Source organism: Paenibacillus beijingensis (genome assembly GCF_000961095.1).
Taxonomy (GTDB): Bacteria; Bacillota; Bacilli; order Paenibacillales; family Paenibacillaceae; genus Paenibacillus_O; species Paenibacillus_O beijingensis.
The window spans coordinates 4,742,196-4,762,522 of sequence record NZ_CP011058.1; the positions used below are offsets into that span (position 1 = coordinate 4,742,196).

The following is a 20,327-nucleotide window of genomic DNA, read 5'->3' on the forward strand; positions in this document are numbered from 1 at the left end:
ACCCGGTTGCTCCAGGGCATCGCCCACCGGTTGGGTCAAGCTGGCTCTACAGATCCTTCCGGCTGAACGCCCGGCACCCCAGCAAGAGCAGAACCGCCGCATACCCCACCGTATAAAGGAGGAAGGCATTCGAAGGAACACTCGGCATGGAAAAAGGACCCATGTCAGCCAGCGCCAACCCGGCCCAATCCGCTCCCCCCATAAGCTCGTAGAGGCTTCTTCGGTAGACCGAGTCCGTGGGCAGGAGCAGCCCGGTCAGAAGGACGAATTTTTCCAGTGCGGGGTGTGTCTCTCCATAGCTCGATACCCCTTCGAACAGCCCGCTGAAGAGGGCAAACCCGTACAGAAGGGCGGCGAAGATCCCGTTCCCGAGCATCGGCAAATAGACGGAACCCAGCATTGTCAGCGTGAGGAGAAGGAGCGGCATCCAGAGGAACAGCACGAAGCTTCGCAGCAGTTCTTCCGCCCGTACGGGAAATCCGCCCAGGCTGTGGATGGTCCAGACCACGGAAACGAACAGGACTGTGCTGTACACGGCGATCCAGACGGCGTGGCCCAGCCATTTGGCCAGATAGAGCTTCCAACGGGGGATGGGGCGGGCGGCGACGGCCAGCAGCAAACCGTTCTCCTGTTCGCCCGTGACGGTCCCCATGGCTGAGAAGAGCACGAAGAAGGACGCCAGGAATTGTGCGAAAAAAAGCCCCAGCACCATCAGCACCATGCTGTTCATCAGCCGTTCGGCGGGGGAGACCCGGTTCTGCCAGGCCATGCCTGCCAGCTCCCGGACCCCGAAGGCGAACAGGACCAGAAAGACGAAGGTCAGAATTAGCGTGACCAGGAACACCCGCTTGCGGGTCAGCTCCTTGAAGGTGGCGGAGATGTATAAGGTCATTGCGGGACACCTCCTTGACGGGACCCGGCCATTCGGAGGAACCAGTCCTCCAGGCTGTACGGCTCGGGGCCGGATTCGTAGAGCGTCAGGCCGCTCCGGATGAACAGAGAGATCAGATAGCCGGCCTGTTCCCGGTCGGTTACGCGGGCGGACAGGAGGGCGTTACCGCTCTCATCGGCCTCGACCAGGCTCAGCTGGGAGGAGAGGGCGCCGCCGACGGCGTCGTTCAGCTCCGCCCACGTCTCCGGGAGCCAGCCGCCGAGCCGGAAGCGCCAGTTGGCACCGCTGTCCCCGCTATCACCGGTGCCGCTGAGCAGCTTGTGCAGCGGACCCGACGCCAGCAGCTCGCCTCCGTACAGGAAGGCGGCTTCATCGCACAGCTCCTCCACATCCTCGAGCAGATGGGTATTGAGGAAAATCGTCACGCCTCTGCCCCGGAGCCGCTTCAGCAGGCTGCGGATCTCGTAGCGGCCGACGGGGTCCAGGGCCGAAGCGGGCTCGTCCAGGATCACCAGCTCGGGATCCAGGAGCAGGGCTGCAGCCAGGCCGAGGCGCTGCTGCATTCCCTTGGAGAAGCCGCCGACCCGGCGGTCCGCGGCTTCGGACAAGCCGACCAGCTCCAGGGAATCCCGGACCCGGCTGCGGAAGGCGGGCGCCCGCGTTTCCTGCGGGCGCAGCCCGCCCAGTTGACCATGGAAGCGGAGCACCTCCGCCGGTGTCAGCCAATCCTGAAAGCGGAACAGCTCGGGCAAATACCCGAGCTTGCGTCGTGCCTCCGGCCGGCCCAGCGGCAGCCCCAGCACGTTGGCCCGCCCGGAATCGGGGCGGTGGAGGCCGGCGAGCATTTTGACGAAGGTGCTTTTGCCGGCACCGTTCGGTCCCAGCAGGCCGAAGATGCAGCCCTTCGGCACCTGCAGGGTGATGCCGCGGCAGCCGCCGCGGCCGTTGTAGGTCTTGGTTAATTCCGCCGTTTCAATCATCATCATGACTGGACAAGCTCCTCCGCGGCCCGCTGGAAGGTGGATTCCATGGGGAAATCGTTCATATCGCCGCTCAGCAAGCCGATCCGTTCCCCGTCGAGCCAGAGCAGATAGCGATTGCTGCCGTCCAAGGTCATGATCGCATCATGTCCGCCCAGCCGCAGGCTGGTGGTCACGCCGTCTTGGACCGGAACCGGCAGGGTGCTCCGCCAATCGCCGATGGCGGCCAGTTTGGTCCGCAGGCTGTCCGGCAGCACGGGCAGCCCCAGTACCGCCTCTCGGACGGTTGCCGCATCGATGCCGCCCTCCACCGTCAGCTCCGGCTTGCCGAATTGGAGCAGCCGCACCGGCTTGCCCGACAAGGTGCCCTCTGTGGTGATGCCGTCCGGGATGTGCAGCCGGATGGCTTTGCCGTCCGCCTCGGCAGGCAGGGTGGTGGTGCTGCCCAAACGGGTGAGCAGCCGGTTGACCGCCTTCACGTTCAGGTGGAAGGTCAGCGTGGTGGCCGGCTGGTAGGCGGGGGCGGTAGGGTTCCCCAGCTGGAGCAGGGGGGCGCCCATCCGTTTTTTCGCTTCCTCCCAGGTAACGGTGCGGGCCTTCCCGCCACCCGATTGGGTCAAGGTGCCGTATTGGGCCAGGTTGAAGCTCCGGTCTCCATCGGGAGAGCCGCGGTCCAGCAGGCTGGAGATGGCCGCCATGTCATCCGCTGTGATCCCGACTCCGACCATGTGCTGGATGCGGAAGGTTTGCATCATGGCGGCCAGCGCCCGGTCCCCCAGGGGAGTGGTGATCAGGCCGATGGCTATAACAGCTGCGGCAACTCCGGCGGTCAGTCTCCGAAGCCTGCGTTTGGCCGGTCTCTCCGTCCGCCAGGTGCCGTCCGCGCCATTAGCACCTGTCGCCTTTTCAACCCCCGTTCCCCCGACAACCGGGGCCCCTTGTGTCACCCGGAATTCTCCTGTCTGCTTCATCTCAAGCGCACCATCCTTCTCGTGATCATTTTGATTCCCATCCAATCGTGCCTCGATCCTTGTTTCGTCCGTACGCCGATCTTCCTCCGCCAGCCTCCAAAATGCCGGAACCGGCTCCCGGGCCGCCAGCCTCTCGAACCGCTCCCAAGCCCGGTCCGTATCAAAAACCGGCTCCCCGCCGGTCCGTTTCGCTCCGTCCGCCATCGTGCTGCTCCTCCTCCTGCCCGTATTTCTTCTTCAGCCGTTCCTCCGCCCGGGCCAGCAGCGTGCCGACAATCTTCGGGTTGACCTCCAGCCGGAAGGCAATCTCCTCGTAGCTGTACCCTTCCTCCCGAAGCAGAAGGGCGGTCCGGTCCCGGTCCGAGAGTTTCTGCAGCACCCGGCGGACCACGTCTATTTCCCACTCGCGGATGACCTCCGTCTCTCCCGAAGGGGCGGTGCCTTCCGACCAAGCCGCCACACGGGCGGTTTCCTTTTCCAATAACGCCTTGCCCGACGACCGTTGTCTCAAATAATCGTAGCCCACCCGGGTCAGAACCCGATGCAGCCAAGCGCGGGCGGCCTCCAGCTGGTCCGGAGGGCTCCGGTAGAGCCGCAGGAACACCTCTTGGGCCAAATCCTCCGCCGTCGCATAATCGCCGGTCAACGCATAGAGCTTCCGCGCCACCTCGGGGTAATGCTCCCGGAACAAGCGCTGGAACAGCTCGGGTACTTGTGAGCCTTCTTCCATGTTGCCGCCGTCCCCCTTTCACTTATAAGACGGATGCCGGATCGTTTTTGTAGCAGTGTAAAAAAACAATTCTCATTTTGATATTATTCTGCGGAATCTCTTCCGCCATGGTGGGGGAAGTCCTGGTCCCCTGGCTAGCAGAACGATCCTGAAAAACCGTTACCATTACGGGTTGTCCTTGGATGCTAACGGAAGCCCCAAAGCTGGGCAATCGCGTCCTGGCAGGGCGGCACTGACGGATCAATCTGGATCGTTTCGGAATGCCTACTGTCAGATGAAAATAAAGTAGACAATTAATTCCAACAATGATATAATTCTCGCTCTTGACATTATTGGCGCGGATTTACGAAAGCGTCATTGCTTGCTGCAAAACTTTTGGGAGGTAACTGATCCATGACTGTTCAAAGTGCCTATCAAGAAGAAGAAAAGCGGCTGAACGAGGCCGTAACCGAAATTAATGGACAGCTCAGCGAAATCGGGCCGCGTTATACCGGCAACGATTTTACCGAACAGATGCTGGACGTTCAGCGCGAGGAGCGGAAGCAGAAGCTGGAAATCGCCCGCAAAGAAGCTTATTTCGGACGCATCGATTTTCAGGAAAACGGCGGAGCCGCTCCGAAGCCGCTTTATATCGGCAAAGCCGGCGTCGGGCGCCAGCATTCGTCCGATCTGCTCGTCATCGACTGGCGGGCGCCGGTAGCAAGCCTTTTTTACTCGTTCAGCGGCGGGGAAGCCCCGGTCCGGTACGAGTCGCCGGAAGGCGAGGTAAGCGGAACCGTCCATTTGAAACGGAACCTGATGGTGCGCGGCAGCGAGCTGCACCGGCTCGTTGACAGCTATATCCGGGGACAAGAGGAAGATGCCGTCACCGACGAGTTTTTGCTGTACCGTCTCGGCGAGAGCAAGGACAACAAGCTGCGGGATATCGTATCGACCATTCAGGAGGAGCAGGACAAAATCATCCGTGCGGACAAAAATGTCGCGCTCTTCATCCAGGGGGTTGCGGGAAGCGGCAAAACGACGGTGGCGCTGCACCGGCTCGCGTTTTTGCTTTATCGTTACGCCGACCGCATCTCGTCTGAACGGATGATTATTTTTGCTCCAAACCGGATGTTTCTTGATTATATATCGGGCGTTCTGCCGGAACTCGGCGTCGGGGATATCGTGCAGACGACGTTTGCGGATTGGGCGGTCGAGCTGTTGGATCATCAGGTGACGCTGCAAAGTGCGGCGGAAACGCTGGAATATTGGTTTGAACAGGAGCGGACCGAGGAAGATTTGCGACAAGCCTCGGGACGTTATAAAGGAAGCGCCGCGTTCAAAGAGCTGATCGACCGGCAGCTGCATGAGCTGGAGCAAAGCATTCTTCCGGAGCAGCCGTTTGAGCCGCTGGACGGCATCGTTCTGCAGCCGGCGCAAATCAAGGCTTGGTACGAGACGGATTACGGCGAAGAGCCGCTGATGAAGAGGCGCGAGCGGCTCGCAAGCCGGCTGAAGCGGTGGCTGGAGTCGGAGCTCAAGACGCGGCGCATCGTCGACAAGAAGTTGCGCGCCAAAGCGCTCGCCAAACTGAATTCGTATACGAAAAAGATTCCCGCTTTATCGGCGCTAGAGCTGTACCGTACATTATTCTCCGGCAAGCAGTCGGCGCCCGAAGTGCCGAAAAAGATCGCCGCGGAAACAGCCGCCCGGCTTAAAGCGGGCTTCGCCGCCGTCGAAGACTTGGCCCCGCTCGCTTATTTGCACATCCGGCTTTACGGGCTCGGCAAGCCGTATTTCGACCATATCGTCATCGACGAAGCGCAGGATTATTCGCCGTTTCAGCTCGAAGCGCTGCGTCTTTGCCAGCGCCAGCCGTCGCTGACGGTGCTCGGCGACCTGCAGCAGGGCATTCACGCCTACGCCGGCATCGGCAGCTGGCAGGAGCTGCAGCAATTATTCCCGGAGCAGGACACCGGCTATTTCGAGCTGGACCGCAGCTACCGCTCAACGATGGAAATTATCGATTTTGCCAATCGGATCTTATCCGGGATGGACGGCGGAGTAAAGCCGGCCGTACCGGTCTTCCGCAGCGGCGACTCGGTCGTGACGGAGCGGACGGACGACGCGCAGTGGCTGTCCCGAATCGCCGATACGGTGCGGGAGTGGCAGGAGGAAGGCATCTTCCAGAGCATTTCGGTCATCGGGCGTACCGCCCGCGAATGCGACCTTATTCACCGTTATTTGCTCGCCGGCGGCTTCGAAGCCTCGCTCGTTCAGAGCAGACAGCCCGCTTACGGCGGAGGCTTGACGGTCGTGCCCGCCTATTTGTCCAAAGGGCTCGAGTTCGACGCGGCGCTGATTGCCGACGGAAGCGGACAAGCGTACCGGCGAGCAGATGCGAAGCTGCTGTACGTCGCCTGCACGCGCGCCCTGCACCGGCTGAAAGTGCTGCATCGGGGCGAGCTGACCCATTTGCTTGATTAATCCATTCGATAGACCGTTAACGCTGCCGTCGTTAGCGGTCTTCTTTTTACATAGGCTATGTTAAATCTTAATGTTGCTTTTTGACTAACGATTCATTAAACAATCGTATTCGGTAGTCAAGACTCGATTTCAATACTGACAACTGTTTTCCACGTTTCTGGAAGATGACACTGCATTGCAGGTGTGAAATAGATTTCTTTTCGATCTCCTTTAATTCGATACTCCTGCTCGGCGATATAATTCTCAATTTCCTGGTAAGTTCGTTTAGTGTCACAATAATGCCCAACGTGAAGTTTCTGGGCACAGAGTATGGAATCGACTTCGATAAATTTAGTCTCAGGGATTACCTGTCCACGCAGGTTCTTCTCGACTTTAGCTCTTGCTTCTTCGTACATCGAAAGAGTAATACAATGAGGGATTTGCATCATGTAAGTAACGGAATACTGATTGCCTTCATTTAATCCGTGCCAGATGATTTCGTGCGGCATTAACTTAAATTGATAGCCCAATTCATATGGAAAGCGGTATTCATCTGCTGCGACACATATTGCAGCCTAGGAACTTGCTGAATACTTACGGCTCCTGGTTTAAGTGCGTAAACCTGAGGATAAATCTTTCGATGATCATGTATGATTTTTTTAATTTGTTCGGTTTCCAAAGATTAGATCCCTCCCAATGGGTTCTTCAATTCCTTCATATCCATAAGTAAATCATCTCTCCGAACAATGATGCTACCCAAATTATAGAACAAATGTTCGCATGTCGCAATATCTACAATGTAGTTTAACATAGCTTTACATAAAAATTGACAAATACACTCTTCCTCCTTTACCCTTTTGATTGACACCAATGTCAATGTAAAGAGAGGGAGCCGTCATGACGCCGCGTACAAAAGAACAAAATGAAGCGATTCGCAAGGAGCGAACCGATCAGATTTTGCAGGCTGCCATTCACGAATATGCGGAGAAAGGTTTTGCGGCATCGGAGATCGGCGAGATCGCACAGCGGGCTGGTGTTGCGCGCGCACTTGTATACCACTATTTTAAAAACAAGCAGACGCTGTTTCGTGAGCTTTACGAGTACATGATGGATAAAGCACGGCAAGCGACCTTATCTCATTTCGAGCAGGAGGGATCCGCGCCCCGGCTGTTCGGTGAGTATGCGAGGATCGTTTGCGAACAAGTGATGGAGGAACCGGCGGTTTCCCGCTTTTTCATGCGGATCAGCCTCGATGTCCATTATTTGTATCCGGCAGAAACATTTTCACCGTTCGAATGGGTAAAAGATTTTATCCAGCCGATGGCGCTGGCGATTGAGAAGGGGATGAAGGAACAGACGATCCGCCAAGGGGACGCCAATCTAATGGCGATGCAATTTTGGGGCGCCGTATCGCAAGGAATGAATTATTTGGACCGGCTGCAGCAAGATCTTCTCTCGGGCGGGGTTTCCGAGCCGGAGGCGAAGGGGCAGCTGAAGGTGGCGCTGGAGCAAGTCATTGAGTCGGCTCAGGCAGTCGTCAGACCGGAGTAGTTTTTTTTGCCTTTATAATTGACATTAGTGTTAGTCAAAAAAAGGAGTGATTAAATGGCGTTAATAACAATGACAAAACGTGAATTCGATTCTTTAGACGATGAAAGGCTCGGGCGGACATGCATGGAACCGACCTTCCTCCAAATCCGCGAAAAAGATATGTCCGTGAAAACAAAGGCCATCTCTCAACTGACCGAGGGACAGAAGGCGCTCTGCATGTTCAGAGTTTTTTACGATCATGCCGACAATTCTGCCGGTGAGTATTACGCATGGGTTTCCTACTTGCTCGATAAGCCGGACTTTTGGTGCGGAGTGACGGGCGGTCTGCGTTTCTTTGGCGATGCTTCCATGATGCATTTGTTAGAGGAAACGAAGGAGGCTCTCGAAGCGAGAAACCGAAAGCGGGGCTTGCAGTGGAGCGACGCTGCTTTGCAAGATCTAGACCGCGATCATGAACTCCAATACGCTGTAAACCTTTTGTTTGAACGCTTCCGGAAGAATGCCCCGCAAAGTCATAAACTTATCGGCACGTATATTCGATCCCATTCGAATGAATTTGTCATCATCGAGGACTAGAAAAACGTTCTGAAGAATCCGCTGCTTTCGCAGCTTTTCATCTAACACATGCCGTATCTCTTAGACTCGTTCAAGAGGAAAGTGCGGCTCCGGGGGCAGCTCGACGACGATCGGATCTTCGGGAAATACGACGCCATCCGACAGTACAATTCCCATGATGCCCGCCTTGCGAATGAGATTGCCCTGCTCATCGCGCCCAAGCACGGCTGCCGTCAGTCCCTGCTGAAAATGGTCTAACTGGGCTTTCCCGGCTTCAAGTTCCATTTTATTAAGCTCCTTCTTGCATTGGCTTTATTCTCTTTTATTGATCATTTTACAGCGGTTTCCATTCAAAGAAAATGAACACTTCCTCAAGTCTTCATCAACTCTCCAACATTCTAGCGGCAGCGCCTTGCGAATGTAACGCGCGGATCCTGTGAATCGGCAGGATATAAGTTGACAAAAATTGCCGATATGGTTATCTTGGATCTCAAAATAAGAGATTTCATTTAAACATTACCGCTCGTGATCATGTCGGTTCATCTGGAAAATAGCTCAATTGTCATCGCTCTTTTTTATACAAGTTAGGAGGCTCAGTTAATGTCAGCATTTTCGCAATTCGAGAACGGCGTATTCCGCTCCGTTTGTCCGCTCGATTGTCCGGATACATGCGCCCTGCATGTCCATAAAGAAAACGGCAAAATCGTCAAAGTAACGGGCAATCCCGACCACCCGGTAACGCAAGGAGCCATCTGCAATAAAGTGCGCAACATGGCGGAGCGGATTTACCATCCCGATCGGATTCAATATCCGATGAAGCGGATCGGAGCGAAAGGAGAAGGAAAGTTCGAGCGCATTACGTGGCAGGAAGCGATCGACGAGATTGTGCAGCGTTTTCAGCAGATCATCAAGGAACACGGTTCTGAGGCGATTTTGCCATACAGCTTCTACGGTAATATGGGGATCTTGAACGTGGACGGGATGGACCGCCGTTTCTTTCACCGCTTAGGCGCAAGCAAGCTGGATCAAACGATATGCAGCGTTGCCGGATCGCTCGGATTCAGGTATACGATGGGGATCCCGGGCGGCATCGACCCGGAAGAAACGACGGATTCCAAACTGATTATCATTTGGGGCGGAAATTTGGCGAGTACAAATATGCACCAGGTTGCCCTGGCGGAAAAAGCGCGCAAAAAAGGAGCGACGATCGTCGTCATCGATGTTCATAAAAATCAGACCGGCCGCTGGGCGGATTGGTTCATCCCGCTGCGTCCCGGAACGGATGCGGCGCTCGCACTCGGGATGATGCATGTGCTTTTTGCCGAGCAGCTAGTGGACGAATCCTTTTTGCAGCAGTATACGTACGGCTACGAGCAGCTGCGGGAGCATGTCAAATCATATCCCGTCGACAAAATTTCCCGCATTACGGGAGTTCCCGAAGAGGATATCGTCCGTTTGGCCCGTTTATATGGAGCGACCTCGCCGTCTTATATTCATATCGGCAACGGCTTGCAGCACCATGATAACGGAGGCATGAACGTCCGGACGATCGCTTGCCTGCCTGCATTGACCGGTCAATGGGCAAAAAGAGGAGGAGGAGCGACCAGGGGCAACTCATGGTACGCACGCGTCAACGGCAGAGCTTTGGAGAGAGCGGATTTACGTCCCAATCCAAAGGCCAGGAGCGTCAACATGAACCGGATCGGGGAAGCTCTGCTCGCGTTGGACCCGCCCATCCGCGCCATGTTCGTCTACTGCAGCAATCCGGCCGTCGTGGCGCCGGAATCGGGTAAAGTGCAGCAGGGACTGATGCGGGAAGATTTGTTTACCGTCGTGCATGATTTGTTCATCACCGACACCGCGAAGTATGCCGATCTGCTGCTTCCGGCCACGAGTTCATTCGAAAATACAGACCTTTACAATTCGTACTGGCATCATTATATACAGCTGCAGGAGCCGGTCATCCCGATCTATGGGGAAAGCAAATCCAACTATGAATTGTTCCGCACGCTGGCAAAAGCAATGGGATTTAAAGATGACGCTTTTGACGACACCGAAGAGGACATGATCCGGCAGGCGCTTGACAACCCGTCCAACCCTTATTTGGAGGGCGTAACATTGGAAGATTTGAAGGAGCACGGCTGGAAACGCCTCAGCATGGACAGGGAGAGGCCTTTTTTGAAAAGACTTCCTACTTCATCGGGAAAAATCGCGCTCTATTCAACCGCCTTGGAAAAGAAAGGGCTGCCTCCGCTTCCGACGTATATGCCGCTTAAGGAAGGTTATGATGGTGAGAGCCAGCCCGGGGCAGGCGAAGCGTTTCCGCTCATGTTTATTTCGCCTCCGAACCATAACTTCCTCAACTCTACCTTTGCCAATGTGCCCAAGCTGCAGAAGATCGAAAAGCGGCCGACGCTGCAAATCCATCCGGATGACGCAGCATTGCGCGGTATTTCGGACGGGGAGCTCGTTGACGTCTTCAATGAGCGGGGTCAAATCGAGCTGACCGCACTTGTAACGGAAAATTTGCTTCCCGGTGTCGTGGTCAGCCAGGGGCTTTGGTGGGAAGGGGAAAAGAGATCTCAGCGCGTCAATGTGCTGACGCCGAACCGGTCCGCCGATATGGGCGGAGGAGCGACGTTCTTTTCGACCACCGTTGAGGTAAGGAAAAATCGCGGACATTAATTGTTTCCGCCACGAATTCACCCCTCCTCATTGGAGGGGATGAATTTCGGCCGGTCGAAACATACCGGACTAATCGAAAAATTTCATATGCGGCTTTTCGCTCCGGTAATAACGCAAACGGTCGTTCAAGCTGCCGGTATGATGATACCCCGGTTTTCAGGCGAAGTTCCTTCCTTTTTTTACCTTATATTACCAATAGAAAGTATACGCGAATCGATCGCTCTAAACGAGTCAATCTTGACGAGGCGCTCTGTTTTGGAGCGGCAGACTGCAGTTTTTGCATCCTTAACGGGAACGCGAACGTATTACCGACTATCAGCTTGTTAAGGAACGATAAGGGGGAAAATGACGATGGCCAATCGGAATGCTTATACGGCTTCATCGATGGAGAGCAAAGCGGAGCTGGAGGCGGCGCTGCAGGAAATCCGGAAGTGGGAGAACAACCAGAAGGATCTCTGGTTCTGGGAAAAGCTCGGAAGGCTGCCGTTCATGCTGCTGGATAAAATCACGCCACGGTTTATTCAAGAGAAGCTCGGTGCCGCAATGGATGAGCTTGGGGGATATATTCAAAACGGCGGGCGATATCTCATTTCGGAAAAATCAATCGCCAGCCTGCTGGCGGACCATGCCCGCGGCTCAGGCGCGGAAGGTTTGCCGGCTTATCCGCTCGCGGTAATGGACCGCACGGCCGAACAATTAGCCGCCAGCCGCGCCAAACTCGCCGCTATACAAGGCGCTTCAACCGGAATCGGCGGGCTGTTCACGCTGGCAGTCGACATTCCGGCCGTGCTCGGCCTCTCGCTGAAAATCATTCAGGAAATCGCGATTTGCTACGGTTTTGATCCGAAAGAAAAGGAGGAGCGCATCTTTGCGGTCAAGGTGATGCAGTTCGCATCTTCGGACATTGTCGGGAAGCGGGCCATCATTGAGGAGCTGGCCGCAATCGGCTCGGCGGACGAGGACAAGCGGCAGCGGGCGATGATTTCGCAGCTTCAGGGCTGGCGGGAAGTCGTGGCCGTGTTCCGCGACAATTTCGGCTGGAAAAAGCTGTTTCAGCTCGTGCCCGTAGCGGGCATGATCTTCGGTGCGCTCATCAATAAGGGCATGCTGCAGGATATGGCGGAAGCGGCACAAATGTTGTATCGTAAAAGAAGAATATTGATTCGACTGGCCGAAAGCGGGGAACAGCATGACAAGCATGAACGATTGGAGCGAACGACATAAATTGGCGGCGGAAGCGGAAGCGTTTGTGCGTTCCTGTTACGGCGAGCTCGGCTTGACGCCGGAGGAGACACAGCGCAGAATCGCCGGCATCAAGCACGACATCGGACAAGCCGGCACGTACCGGCATACGGCAGAGGAACTGATCCACGGAGCCAAAATGGCGTGGCGCAACAGCGCCCGCTGCATCGGCAGATTGTTTTGGCCGTCTTTGGAAGTGTTCGACCGGCGGGAAGCGGCAACCGAGGAAGAAATCGCCGCAGCGCTCGTTCATCATATCGAATACGCGACGAATGGCGGGCGCATTCGCCCGGTTATAACGATATTCGCGCCCGATGAAGGCGGCGGACGCCGGATCCGCATTTGGAACCATCAGCTGCTCCGGTATGCGGGATATGAGACGGAGAGCGGCGTCGTCGGCGATCCGGCGTCGCTGGCGTTTACGCAGGAATGCATCCGGCTAGGCTGGAAGGGCGAAGGCACCGCCTTCGACATTCTTCCGCTCGTCATCCAGATCGGGGATAGCGAACCGAAGTGGTTCCCGATCCCGCCTTCCGTCATTGTCGAGGTGCCATTGTCGCATCCGGAGCTTTCCCGGTTTGAAGAACTGGATTTGCGCTGGTATGCCGTGCCCATTATTTCGGACATGATGCTGGAAATCGGAGGCATCCGCTATCCGGCGGCTCCGTTTAACGGCTGGTATATGGAGACCGAGATCGGCGCGCGCAACTTGGCCGACATCGATCGCTATAACCGGCTGCCGCAGGTCGCCGAGCTGTTCGGACTTGACAGGTCGACTAATACGTCGCTTTGGAAAGACCGGGCGCTGGTGGAGCTTAACCGCGCCGTTCTGCACTCATTCAAGCAGGCTGGCGTCAGCATTGTCGATCATCATACGGCGGCCGACCAGTTCATCCGGTTCGAGAAACAGGAGCAGGAAGCCGGCAGGGAAGTTTCCGGACGGTGGTCGTGGCTCATTCCGCCGTTGTCGCCCGCGGCGACTCCGGTTTGGCACAACAGCTACAATGAGCTGAATCTGTCTCCGAATTTTCATTATCAAACCGCTCCTTACGGAAGCGGGACAGAATCCGCTATTGGAAAGACGGATGCGCCGGCAGCCGGGAAGAATACCGAACCCTCCCAGGTTGCAGGCAAGCCGGCTGAGGCGGCTCATTCCGCCGCCGCGCGCTGCCCATTCCATTGATCGGGTGAGGCGTAATGTACCGCATTAACATTTAGAGGACTGCCAACCTGTGGCGTCCTCTTTTTTTGTGAGTCCGGCATAGGCATCACCATGATCCAATTCAGAGATTAGAGATTTTGTGCGTGAAGGGAATATGACCCGAAGGTATAGAACTGCGAAAGAACAACGAAAGGAATAGAACAACGAAAGGAATAGAAACGAAGTGTTGACAGAATGTTGTCCAAAATGATATTTATTAATTAATAAATTAATAACGCTTTGCCTTTTTAACCGACTTTGATTGATTTATTAATAAATAAAAAAGGAGATGAAAATGATGTTTACTGCATCGCGAATCCGGTTGCTGGTCGTTACTTGCGCCGCGCTGTTTATGGCCATGCTGGATAATCTTGTATTGGGAGTGGCTCTGCCCTCTATCCAAAAATCGTTCCAGGCCAGCATATCCGATCTGGAGTGGTTTACGAACGCTTATACGCTCGCATTTGCCGTGCTTCTCATTCCGCTGAGCATGCTTGGGGAACGATTTGGCCGCAAGCGGATATTTCTTATCGGAGTCACGATTTTTACACTGGGATCGGCACTGGCCGGGCTAAGCGTAACCCCCCTGCAGCTCATCCTGTCCCGGGTGCTTCAAGGCATCGGCGGCGCCGCAGTCGTGCCGCTCAGCCTAACGCTCGTTAGCCGCGCTTTCCCTGAACAAAATCGCGCCGCCGCGCTTGGCATTTGGTCGGGCATATCGGGCCTGGGGCTATCCAGCGGACCCCTTATCGGCGGGCTCATTCTGGAAGGCGCCCCTTGGCAGCTTATTTTCTGGGTAAATGTGCCGGTCGGTGTTCTTACGCTTTTGTTCGGACAGAGATGGGTGGAGGAGTCGCGCGGCGAGAAAACGGCGATTGATTTCATGGGTATTTTGCTGCTGGGATCCGGCTTGCTCGGCATTGTTTTCGGTCTGGAGAGAGGTAATACGGAAGGCTGGACGTCCTTAACGGTGACGGGACCGCTAGCGGGAGGCGGGGTGCTGCTCATTCTGTTCTATCTGTGGGAACGGACGCGCAGGCAGCCGCTTGTACGCTTTGATTTGTTTCGCAGAAGCCGGTACACCGTATTGATCGGGGCGGGATTTCTGATGAATGCGGGCGTCTTCGGCGCGATCTTCCTGTTGACTCTTTTCCTGCAGCAGGCCCAGGGCAATACCGCTCTCGGAGCGGGCGTACGGGAGATGGCTTGGACGGGCTGCACGATGGCTGCGGCGCCCCTTGCCGGTCTGGCCGTATCGAAGCTGGGCACCAGAGACGTTCTGCTCTTTGGACTGCTGCTGCAGGTGGCGGGGCTCACCGGTCTTGCCGCGCTCATTTTTTCGCTTGGCGTTGATATACCGTTTGGCTATATGGCGCCGTTTTTGATGATTGCCGGCACCGGCATGGGGATGAGCTTTACTCCGCTTTCGGACGGCGTTATTTCTTCTGTGCCGGAATCGTCGGTCGGCGAAGCGAGCGGACTGAGCAACGCAACCCGCGAGCTTGGAGGCGTGTTCGGCATTGCCTTGTGTACGATGATTTTTCAGCGGGGACCTGCCATTACATCGCCTGAAGACTTTGGCAATCATATCGTTCCTTCAGTATTTATGGGAGCCGGGCTCATTGCGGCGGCGCTGATTGCTGTGCTGCTGTTCGTCAGAAGGGAAGCCGTCCGCCCGGTTGCAGAGACAAATATGAATGGGGGCAGAGCAGAGGAGGCGGGCTGAACCTTTAGTTGTTCCATGCCGAGCGCTTGATCCCGAATCCTAGCTGGCGGTAGACTAAAAAACAAACGAACCGGTCGAAAGGGCAAACCCTTGACCGGTTCGTTTAAGTTTTTGAGCCAAATGAGCTGTATATCTTTTTTTGCAGCTGCGCTAGTTTGCTTTTTCGGGTTCCTTGAACATCATGCCTAACGTATCGACCGTAACGCTTTTCATAACCGGAAGCTGCTCGGGCTTGTCCTGGCTGTCGCGGGGCAGATTGACGATCTCATCCACGACTTCCATCCCTTCCGTCACTTTTCCGAACGCCGCATATTGGCCGTCCAAATGGGGCGCATCCGCTACCATAATGAAAAATTGCGAGCCTGCCGAATTCGGGTGCTGCGAGCGCGCCATCGAAAGCACTCCGCGCGTATGCTTCAGGTCGTTCTTAAAGCCGTTGCCGGAAAATTCGCCGGCAATCGAATAACCGGGGCCGCCGGCTCCCGTCCCTTCAGGATCGCCCCCTTGGATCATAAAGCCCGGGATGACGCGGTGAAAGACCGTACCGTTGTAAAATCCTTTGTTCACGAGCGAAATAAAATTGTTCACCGTGTTCGGCGCCACTTCCGGATAGAGCTCCAGCCTGATCGTTTTTCCGCTGTCCATTTCAATGGTGACGACCGGATGCTTGACATCGCTGTCGGCGCTTCCGCCGCTTGAACCGCTGCCCGTAACGTTTGAAGGCTTGTTTCCGCATCCGGCCGTTATGGCCAGAATCGCCGCAAACAGAAGAAATATTACCGCACGCCTCGATTTAAAACCTGACATGATGCACTCCCCTTTATCCGCATTCAACTTTTGTATCATAGCATATTGCGAAAATAGGCTCAATTGAACTAAAACTATCTCTGTTTCTATTTCGTTGTAAGAACGCCGTGTGTCATTACGGACATTTGAATCGAAGGCGCGAAAAAGCGGTAACAAGCGGGTGTCCGCTTATCCCGAATGTGCTATGCTATGGAGACGACTGATTACAGCGCAAGGGAGTTATTGGGGAACGATGGATTTTACCGTACATTTTTTATCTTTTTTTGTCATTCAAACCGATAGCGAAGCAAGCGATTCCGGCAAACGGTTCAAGCACTACCAAACGCTCGATAATGAAGATTACGCCCAAAGCGAATTGAAAGATTTCCTGGATGGGGAGTTCGGCCGCATCGTGAAGCGTAAGGCGGAGCGCAATCCGGTTTCGGAGACGGTTCCGACCAAGATCGGCCTTTTCCGGGTGGAGCCGGGCTATGAGCTGGAAAGCAACCCGGATTTCAATCTGCTGCAGCGGCTGCGCGATGCAGAAGACAAGGAACGTTTTCACAGCATCGCCGACGAGCTGGTACGAATTTATATGGATACCTCCGCCGTTCGGGGCGGAGCTCTAATTGTCGTTCAGGCGCAGCTGTCCAAGCTGTTCGACGAGTCGTTTTTGTTCGTCATGAAATGCGACTTCGAATCCAAAATTGCGCGCATCGCCGATGAGCGGAGCCTCATCTCACGGGTGGAAATGGCGATCAGCGCCAAAAGCATGAAATCGATCCTTTATCCGAACATGCCCGAGGAAGGGATGCTCGAGCGGTGGGAGGTCAAAATTCATCAGGCTTCGCACGCACGCTATTTCGAAGATTTTCTGAAATTCGTCACTTATGAAAAGCCGCTTCCGGAAGTAATGGGCGACCAAGTGCTGGAGATGGTGCAGCAGTATATGGAAGACAAATGGCAGGATCATCAGGGGGCGGAGCGGAAGGAAGAGGAGGAAGCGATTGAAATATGGGCAGCCAGCGAGAAGCGGGAGCTGCAGGAGAAGTGGACGCCGGAACAGGTGTCGGCCGCATCCGCCGTGCTGATCGAACAGAAGCCGGATTTAGGCTTTTCGTTCAAGCTGGGAGATGTGACGGTGAAAGGACTGCTGGCCGATTTTGGCAGCGCGATCCGTTTGGCGCGCCATAACGGCCGATATGTGGCCGTCATTGAGGGCGGCAGCTTCTTGTTCGAACGCGGCGTTTCGCCGGTCGAGCTGCTGCATCCACCTGAGCTGACCGATATTTTGGACGAAATCGGCAGCGGCGAGCCTGAAGCGTCAGGAGCGGGGGCTTCCGATTCCGGAACGGACTTTGCCGCCGGCTTTTCAGCCGGTGAAGACTCGGACGTTCCCTGGTGATGCCGGTGATGGGAATGATAATACCGCCAAATGGACGTTTTTAGGAAAATAAGACCCGCTGTAAGGGACGAAGTACTCTGTTCAGATGGCGAAGATTAGGGGAAAATGGAGTAATGCGTCAGCCAACAGAAAAACAGAAGGAGAGGACTAATTATGGAAAAGCTGTTTTTCATCGAAATCGGTATGGGAACGGATCTGCACGGACAGAACATCACGAAAGCCGCTGTGCGCGCGGTACAGAACGCTATCCATCACAATTCAATGCCGGGACTCGTATCCGTGCTCCCCGACGGGTCGCTGCACAACATGAAAGTAAATGTGAAGCTGGCGCTTCCATGCGATAAGGAGAAGCTGGATTACGAGCTGGTCAAGGCCGAGCTGCCATACGGACAGGTAACGATTGAAGCAGTGGATGGCGGTATGGTGACGACGAGCGGGGTTGTGCTTAAAGACAAGGATGATGTGAACGACCTGATTTACGTCGTGCTGGCTTCCGTGGAGGTCGGCTATTAGATGGGCTTCCGTGCAAAAACCGCCCGTACAGCCGGGGCGTTAATTATATATCAAGTCGAGTCTTAACAGGAGATTCGTGATGAATGTCGAATGAAAGATTTTTAGAGATTCAGACTGGATAGGAGGAGAAATGAAACTGTGGAACTATTAAAAGCGGTTATATTGGGAATTATTGAAGGACTAACGGAATTTTTGCCCGTCTCTTCCACCGGTCATATGATTTTGGTAGCGGATCTGCTGAACTTTGTCGGAGAGCGCGAGACCGTATTTGAAGTCGTCGTCCAGTTTGGCGCCGTAATGGCCGTATTCGTCCTTTATTTTAAACGATTTATAAGCTTTCTCCGCTTTGACTTCTCCAAAGGATCGGGCCTCAATATCATCCACCTTATTTTGGGTATGATTCCGGCTTCCATTATCGGATATCTCCTGCACGGTTTCATCAAGGAGCGCCTGTTCAGCACAACGACGGTGCTCATCGCGCTCGTGGCCGGCGGTCTGCTCATGATTGCGGCCGACAGATGGAAAGAACGGACGCGTGTGACGGCGGAAACGATTGACGACATTACATATAAGCAGGCATTCGGTATCGGATGCTTTCAAATTTTAGCTTTATGGTCGGGATTCTCCCGCTCCGGCTCCACCATCTCCGGCGGGATTTTTCTCGGGACGAGCCAGAAAGCGGCTGCCGACTTCACCTTTATATTGTCCGTCCCAATGATGCTGGGCGCCAGCGGCGTCGATTTGATCCAGAGCCGGGATGTGCTTTCAGCATCGGACGCGCCATTGTTTATAACGGGGCTCATTGCTTCGTTTGTTGTCGCGCTCATTGCGGTAACGACGTTTATCAATGTGATCAAACGGGTCAAGCTGACTTGGTTCGCTTATTACCGGTTTGTCATTGCGGCGCTCTTTTTAGCTTATTATTTTATTTGATCGTTACATGAACGCCTTGCTGGGCTGCTTAAACCGCAGCTTCGCAAGGCGTTTTTTTTACCACAGATAGAATTTATAAATTTCGGAGTTGCGAAAATCAAATTCTATCTTGGCGATAAAACCTACCTTTAAACGCGGTCGCTCATCCCTGAGAGGCCTCGATAGAGGTTTTCTCATATTGACAGCAAAACTTTTGAGCTTGTTTAAGAAAGCGTCAGCTGAATAAAGCAATTTTTGTTAAACATCCTGCTGTTACGGTTATTATTTATAAATATTGCGGCTGTAACAAACTATATTTTACAAAAGGGCTGTATCCGGCTTTAACGGCATAAAATTCGAACAGGAGGCATTCTTCATGTCAGCATTTTTCCGAAGATCGGCAGTATCGGCAGCGGTAACGCTCGCGCTCGGCATTACATCGGCCATACCCGCAACTCAGGTGGCAGCAGAAAGTTCGTCCGTATGCCGGACGGACGACCACGGATTGTTTAACGGCAAACCGGCGGGTGACGGTTATTATCACTTCTCGGACGTCAATTTTTTGAGCAAATCGACAGGGCGTGCTGCCGGAAACGGCTTTTTGATCGGGACATCGGATGCGGGCTGCAGTTGGCAGAATATTTATAAAGGGACGTGGCAGTTCAGCCAGCTCGACTTTGTTTCCAATACAACCGGTTGGGCGTTAGCCAAGTCATCCGAGACGGGACCCAATGCGCTCATCTACACGAAGGATGGGGGTTCTCATTTCACAAAAATCCCGACCGGCGAGATGAATTTGGAACGAATTCATTTTACCGATTCCCGCAGCGGATTCGGGTATAGCCGTATTTATGCTTATCGTACGACGGACAGCGGCATAACATGGACGAAGATCGCAACGCCGCCAAACAACCGCTATGCACAATTTGCGGATTCAAAGAGCGGCTGGTCGCTTGTTGTGGTGCCGGGTACGGGCTATAAGCTGATGAAAACGACCGACGGCGGCAAATCTTGGACGACGAAGCTGACGGTCAAATCCGAAGAAATCAGCGGCGGCGCAGTCTATACCGATGGCAGTCGAGTGTGGGCGCTGTTTAACGGCGGGGTTGGGATGTCGCAGATGTCTTACTCGCTCTATGCTTCAACGGACAGCGGCGCCAGCTGGCGCAAAGTCATTAGCCAGGATACGTCCGGAGGAGGTCCCGCGCCGGGTGGAGCGAAAGGCGTTGCTGACGAAGGGCCGGCTTCTCCCGGCAGCCATCCGGGCAATATGCAGCTTCTGGATGGAGCGGCGATATTAGCAGGTTATTCCGGAGCGGCCGAGAAAGCGGGCGTCGGACGTTCCCTCGACGGCGGCAAAAGCTGGACTAATCTGTCTACCGTTCATGGATTTGAAAACAGGATCTCGTTTACAAGTCCGGACAGCGGCTGGATGGCTGTGACAAGTATAAGCGATTCGGCGGTCTATTCAACCCGGGACGGCGGTAGATCATGGACCAAAACGATCAGTTTGCCGAATCCCGACTAACCGGCTGGCTGCATGTTTAATCAGGAGAATCTTAAGTGAGAAAGAGAATGTCATATTGAGTGCCATGATGAGGGCAGTTCCGGCGATTGTGAGCTGGAAGCTGCCTTTCTCTTTTCCGGACGTTTTAAATGCGATAAGACTGTGAGAGATGTATAAAGTATGGTTGAAGAATTGATTTCATTTACATATAAATTAAGGAAATTTA

Annotated in this window: 18 protein-coding genes; 11 read left to right on the top strand and 7 right to left on the bottom strand. The window is 54.6% G+C overall.

Going from position 1 to position 20,327, the window contains the following annotated elements:
* Positions 1-46: 46 nt before the first annotated feature.
* The 4 genes from VN24_RS21490 to VN24_RS21505 are packed head-to-tail and all read right to left on the bottom strand — an operon-like array spanning position 47 to position 3,573.
* Positions 47-892 carry an ABC transporter permease subunit gene (locus VN24_RS21490; RefSeq protein WP_045672098.1) on the bottom strand — a complete coding sequence of 282 codons (846 nt, stop codon included), beginning with the start codon at positions 890-892 and terminating at the stop codon, positions 47-49.
* On the bottom strand, positions 889-1,878 hold the full coding sequence (locus tag VN24_RS21495; protein WP_052703074.1) for an ABC transporter ATP-binding protein: 990 nt from the start codon (positions 1,876-1,878) through the stop codon (positions 889-891). The genes VN24_RS21490 and VN24_RS21495 overlap by 4 nt, the downstream gene beginning before the upstream one ends.
* On the bottom strand, positions 1,875-3,047 hold the full coding sequence (locus tag VN24_RS21500) for a hypothetical protein (RefSeq protein WP_045672099.1): 1,173 nt from the start codon (positions 3,045-3,047) through the stop codon (positions 1,875-1,877). The genes VN24_RS21495 and VN24_RS21500 overlap by 4 nt, the downstream gene beginning before the upstream one ends.
* A complete protein-coding gene (locus VN24_RS21505) occupies positions 3,004-3,573 on the bottom strand; it encodes a sigma-70 family RNA polymerase sigma factor (protein ID WP_045672100.1) in 570 nt (189 codons plus the stop codon). Before VN24_RS21505 ends, VN24_RS21500 begins: the two co-directional genes overlap by 44 nt.
* A 393-nt stretch (positions 3,574-3,966) precedes the next feature.
* Here VN24_RS21505 and VN24_RS21510 point away from each other — a divergent pair, with 393 nt between their 5' ends.
* On the top strand, positions 3,967-6,039 hold the full coding sequence (locus VN24_RS21510) for a HelD family protein (RefSeq protein ID WP_045672101.1): 2,073 nt from the start codon (positions 3,967-3,969) through the stop codon (positions 6,037-6,039).
* 487 nt (positions 6,040-6,526) lie between these two features.
* On the opposite strand, the gene VN24_RS27745 is transcribed toward VN24_RS21510, so the two are convergent.
* Positions 6,527-6,697, bottom strand: coding sequence for a hypothetical protein (locus tag VN24_RS27745; protein WP_158453695.1), 171 nt, complete (start codon positions 6,695-6,697; stop codon positions 6,527-6,529).
* A gap of 218 nt (positions 6,698-6,915) precedes the next feature.
* Between VN24_RS27745 and VN24_RS21520 the strand changes: the two genes are divergently transcribed.
* Both VN24_RS21520 and VN24_RS21525 read left to right on the top strand, forming a co-directional pair.
* A complete protein-coding gene (locus tag VN24_RS21520) occupies positions 6,916-7,569 on the top strand; it encodes a TetR/AcrR family transcriptional regulator (protein ID WP_045672103.1) in 654 nt (217 codons plus the stop codon).
* Between the two features lie 123 nt (positions 7,570-7,692).
* Positions 7,693-8,145: a hypothetical protein gene (locus VN24_RS21525; protein ID WP_148505285.1), complete on the top strand. Its 453-nt coding sequence runs from the start codon at positions 7,693-7,695 to the stop codon at positions 8,143-8,145.
* A 60-nt stretch (positions 8,146-8,205) separates the two neighbouring features.
* On the opposite strand, the gene VN24_RS21530 is transcribed toward VN24_RS21525, so the two are convergent.
* Positions 8,206-8,409: an MOSC domain-containing protein gene (locus VN24_RS21530; RefSeq protein ID WP_045672105.1), complete on the bottom strand. Its 204-nt coding sequence runs from the start codon at positions 8,407-8,409 to the stop codon at positions 8,206-8,208.
* Positions 8,410-8,724: 315 nt separating this feature from the next.
* On the opposite strand from VN24_RS21530, the gene VN24_RS21535 reads away from it, so the two are divergent.
* The 4 genes from VN24_RS21535 to VN24_RS21550 all read left to right on the top strand — a co-directional run bounded on the left by VN24_RS21535 (position 8,725) and on the right by VN24_RS21550 (position 14,978).
* Complete coding sequence (locus tag VN24_RS21535; RefSeq protein ID WP_045672106.1) at positions 8,725-10,809, top strand: molybdopterin-containing oxidoreductase family protein; 2,085 nt, start codon at positions 8,725-8,727, stop codon at positions 10,807-10,809.
* Positions 10,810-11,160: 351 nt separating this feature from the next.
* The gene (locus VN24_RS21540; RefSeq protein ID WP_045672107.1) at positions 11,161-12,033 is read left to right on the top strand and encodes an EcsC family protein; all 873 of its coding nucleotides are present in this window, start codon (positions 11,161-11,163) and stop codon (positions 12,031-12,033) included.
* On the top strand, positions 11,999-13,234 hold the full coding sequence (locus tag VN24_RS21545; protein ID WP_082083990.1) for a nitric oxide synthase oxygenase: 1,236 nt from the start codon (positions 11,999-12,001) through the stop codon (positions 13,232-13,234). Before VN24_RS21540 ends, VN24_RS21545 begins: the two co-directional genes overlap by 35 nt.
* Before the next feature lie 313 nt (positions 13,235-13,547).
* The gene (locus VN24_RS21550; protein WP_158453696.1) at positions 13,548-14,978 is read left to right on the top strand and encodes an MFS transporter; all 1,431 of its coding nucleotides are present in this window, start codon (positions 13,548-13,550) and stop codon (positions 14,976-14,978) included.
* Positions 14,979-15,128: 150 nt separating this feature from the next.
* On the opposite strand, the gene VN24_RS21555 is transcribed toward VN24_RS21550, so the two are convergent.
* Positions 15,129-15,785, bottom strand: coding sequence for a peptidylprolyl isomerase (locus VN24_RS21555; RefSeq protein ID WP_045672109.1), 657 nt, complete (start codon positions 15,783-15,785; stop codon positions 15,129-15,131).
* A gap of 232 nt (positions 15,786-16,017) precedes the next feature.
* Here VN24_RS21555 and VN24_RS21560 point away from each other — a divergent pair, with 232 nt between their 5' ends.
* The 4 genes from VN24_RS21560 (at position 16,018) to VN24_RS21575 (ending at position 20,122) form a co-directional block, all read left to right on the top strand.
* Positions 16,018-17,169 (top strand): DUF3900 domain-containing protein, encoded by a 1,152-nt coding sequence (locus tag VN24_RS21560; RefSeq protein WP_082083996.1) that lies wholly within the window; start codon positions 16,018-16,020, stop codon positions 17,167-17,169.
* Between the two features lie 153 nt (positions 17,170-17,322).
* Complete coding sequence (locus VN24_RS21565) at positions 17,323-17,682, top strand: Lin0512 family protein (protein ID WP_045672110.1); 360 nt, start codon at positions 17,323-17,325, stop codon at positions 17,680-17,682.
* A gap of 138 nt (positions 17,683-17,820) precedes the next feature.
* Positions 17,821-18,615 (top strand): undecaprenyl-diphosphate phosphatase, encoded by a 795-nt coding sequence (locus VN24_RS21570; protein WP_045672111.1) that lies wholly within the window; start codon positions 17,821-17,823, stop codon positions 18,613-18,615.
* A gap of 355 nt (positions 18,616-18,970) precedes the next feature.
* Positions 18,971-20,122 carry a WD40/YVTN/BNR-like repeat-containing protein gene (locus VN24_RS21575; RefSeq protein WP_045672112.1) on the top strand — a complete coding sequence of 384 codons (1,152 nt, stop codon included), beginning with the start codon at positions 18,971-18,973 and terminating at the stop codon, positions 20,120-20,122.
* The last annotated feature ends 205 nt before the right edge of the window (positions 20,123-20,327 follow it).

Coding starts and splice junctions, on each gene's coding strand:
- VN24_RS21490 (WP_045672098.1), bottom strand. CDS start 892: ATGACCTTATACATCTCCGCCACCTTCAAGGAGCTGACCCGCAAGCGG.
- VN24_RS21495 (WP_052703074.1), bottom strand. CDS start 1,878: ATGATGATGATTGAAACGGCGGAATTAACCAAGACCTACAACGGCCGC.
- VN24_RS21500 (WP_045672099.1), bottom strand. CDS start 3,047: ATGGCGGACGGAGCGAAACGGACCGGCGGGGAGCCGGTTTTTGATACG.
- VN24_RS21505 (WP_045672100.1), bottom strand. CDS start 3,573: ATGGAAGAAGGCTCACAAGTACCCGAGCTGTTCCAGCGCTTGTTCCGG.
- VN24_RS21510 (WP_045672101.1), top strand. CDS start 3,967: ATGACTGTTCAAAGTGCCTATCAAGAAGAAGAAAAGCGGCTGAACGAG.
- VN24_RS21520 (WP_045672103.1), top strand. CDS start 6,916: ATGACGCCGCGTACAAAAGAACAAAATGAAGCGATTCGCAAGGAGCGA.
- VN24_RS21525 (WP_148505285.1), top strand. CDS start 7,693: ATGGAACCGACCTTCCTCCAAATCCGCGAAAAAGATATGTCCGTGAAA.
- VN24_RS21530 (WP_045672105.1), bottom strand. CDS start 8,409: ATGGAACTTGAAGCCGGGAAAGCCCAGTTAGACCATTTTCAGCAGGGA.
- VN24_RS21535 (WP_045672106.1), top strand. CDS start 8,725: ATGTCAGCATTTTCGCAATTCGAGAACGGCGTATTCCGCTCCGTTTGT.
- VN24_RS21540 (WP_045672107.1), top strand. CDS start 11,161: ATGGCCAATCGGAATGCTTATACGGCTTCATCGATGGAGAGCAAAGCG.
- VN24_RS21545 (WP_082083990.1), top strand. CDS start 11,999: ATGACAAGCATGAACGATTGGAGCGAACGACATAAATTGGCGGCGGAA.
- VN24_RS21550 (WP_158453696.1), top strand. CDS start 13,548: ATGATGTTTACTGCATCGCGAATCCGGTTGCTGGTCGTTACTTGCGCC.
- VN24_RS21555 (WP_045672109.1), bottom strand. CDS start 15,785: ATGTCAGGTTTTAAATCGAGGCGTGCGGTAATATTTCTTCTGTTTGCG.
- VN24_RS21560 (WP_082083996.1), top strand. CDS start 16,018: ATGGATTTTACCGTACATTTTTTATCTTTTTTTGTCATTCAAACCGAT.
- VN24_RS21565 (WP_045672110.1), top strand. CDS start 17,323: ATGGAAAAGCTGTTTTTCATCGAAATCGGTATGGGAACGGATCTGCAC.
- VN24_RS21575 (WP_045672112.1), top strand. CDS start 18,971: ATGTCAGCATTTTTCCGAAGATCGGCAGTATCGGCAGCGGTAACGCTC.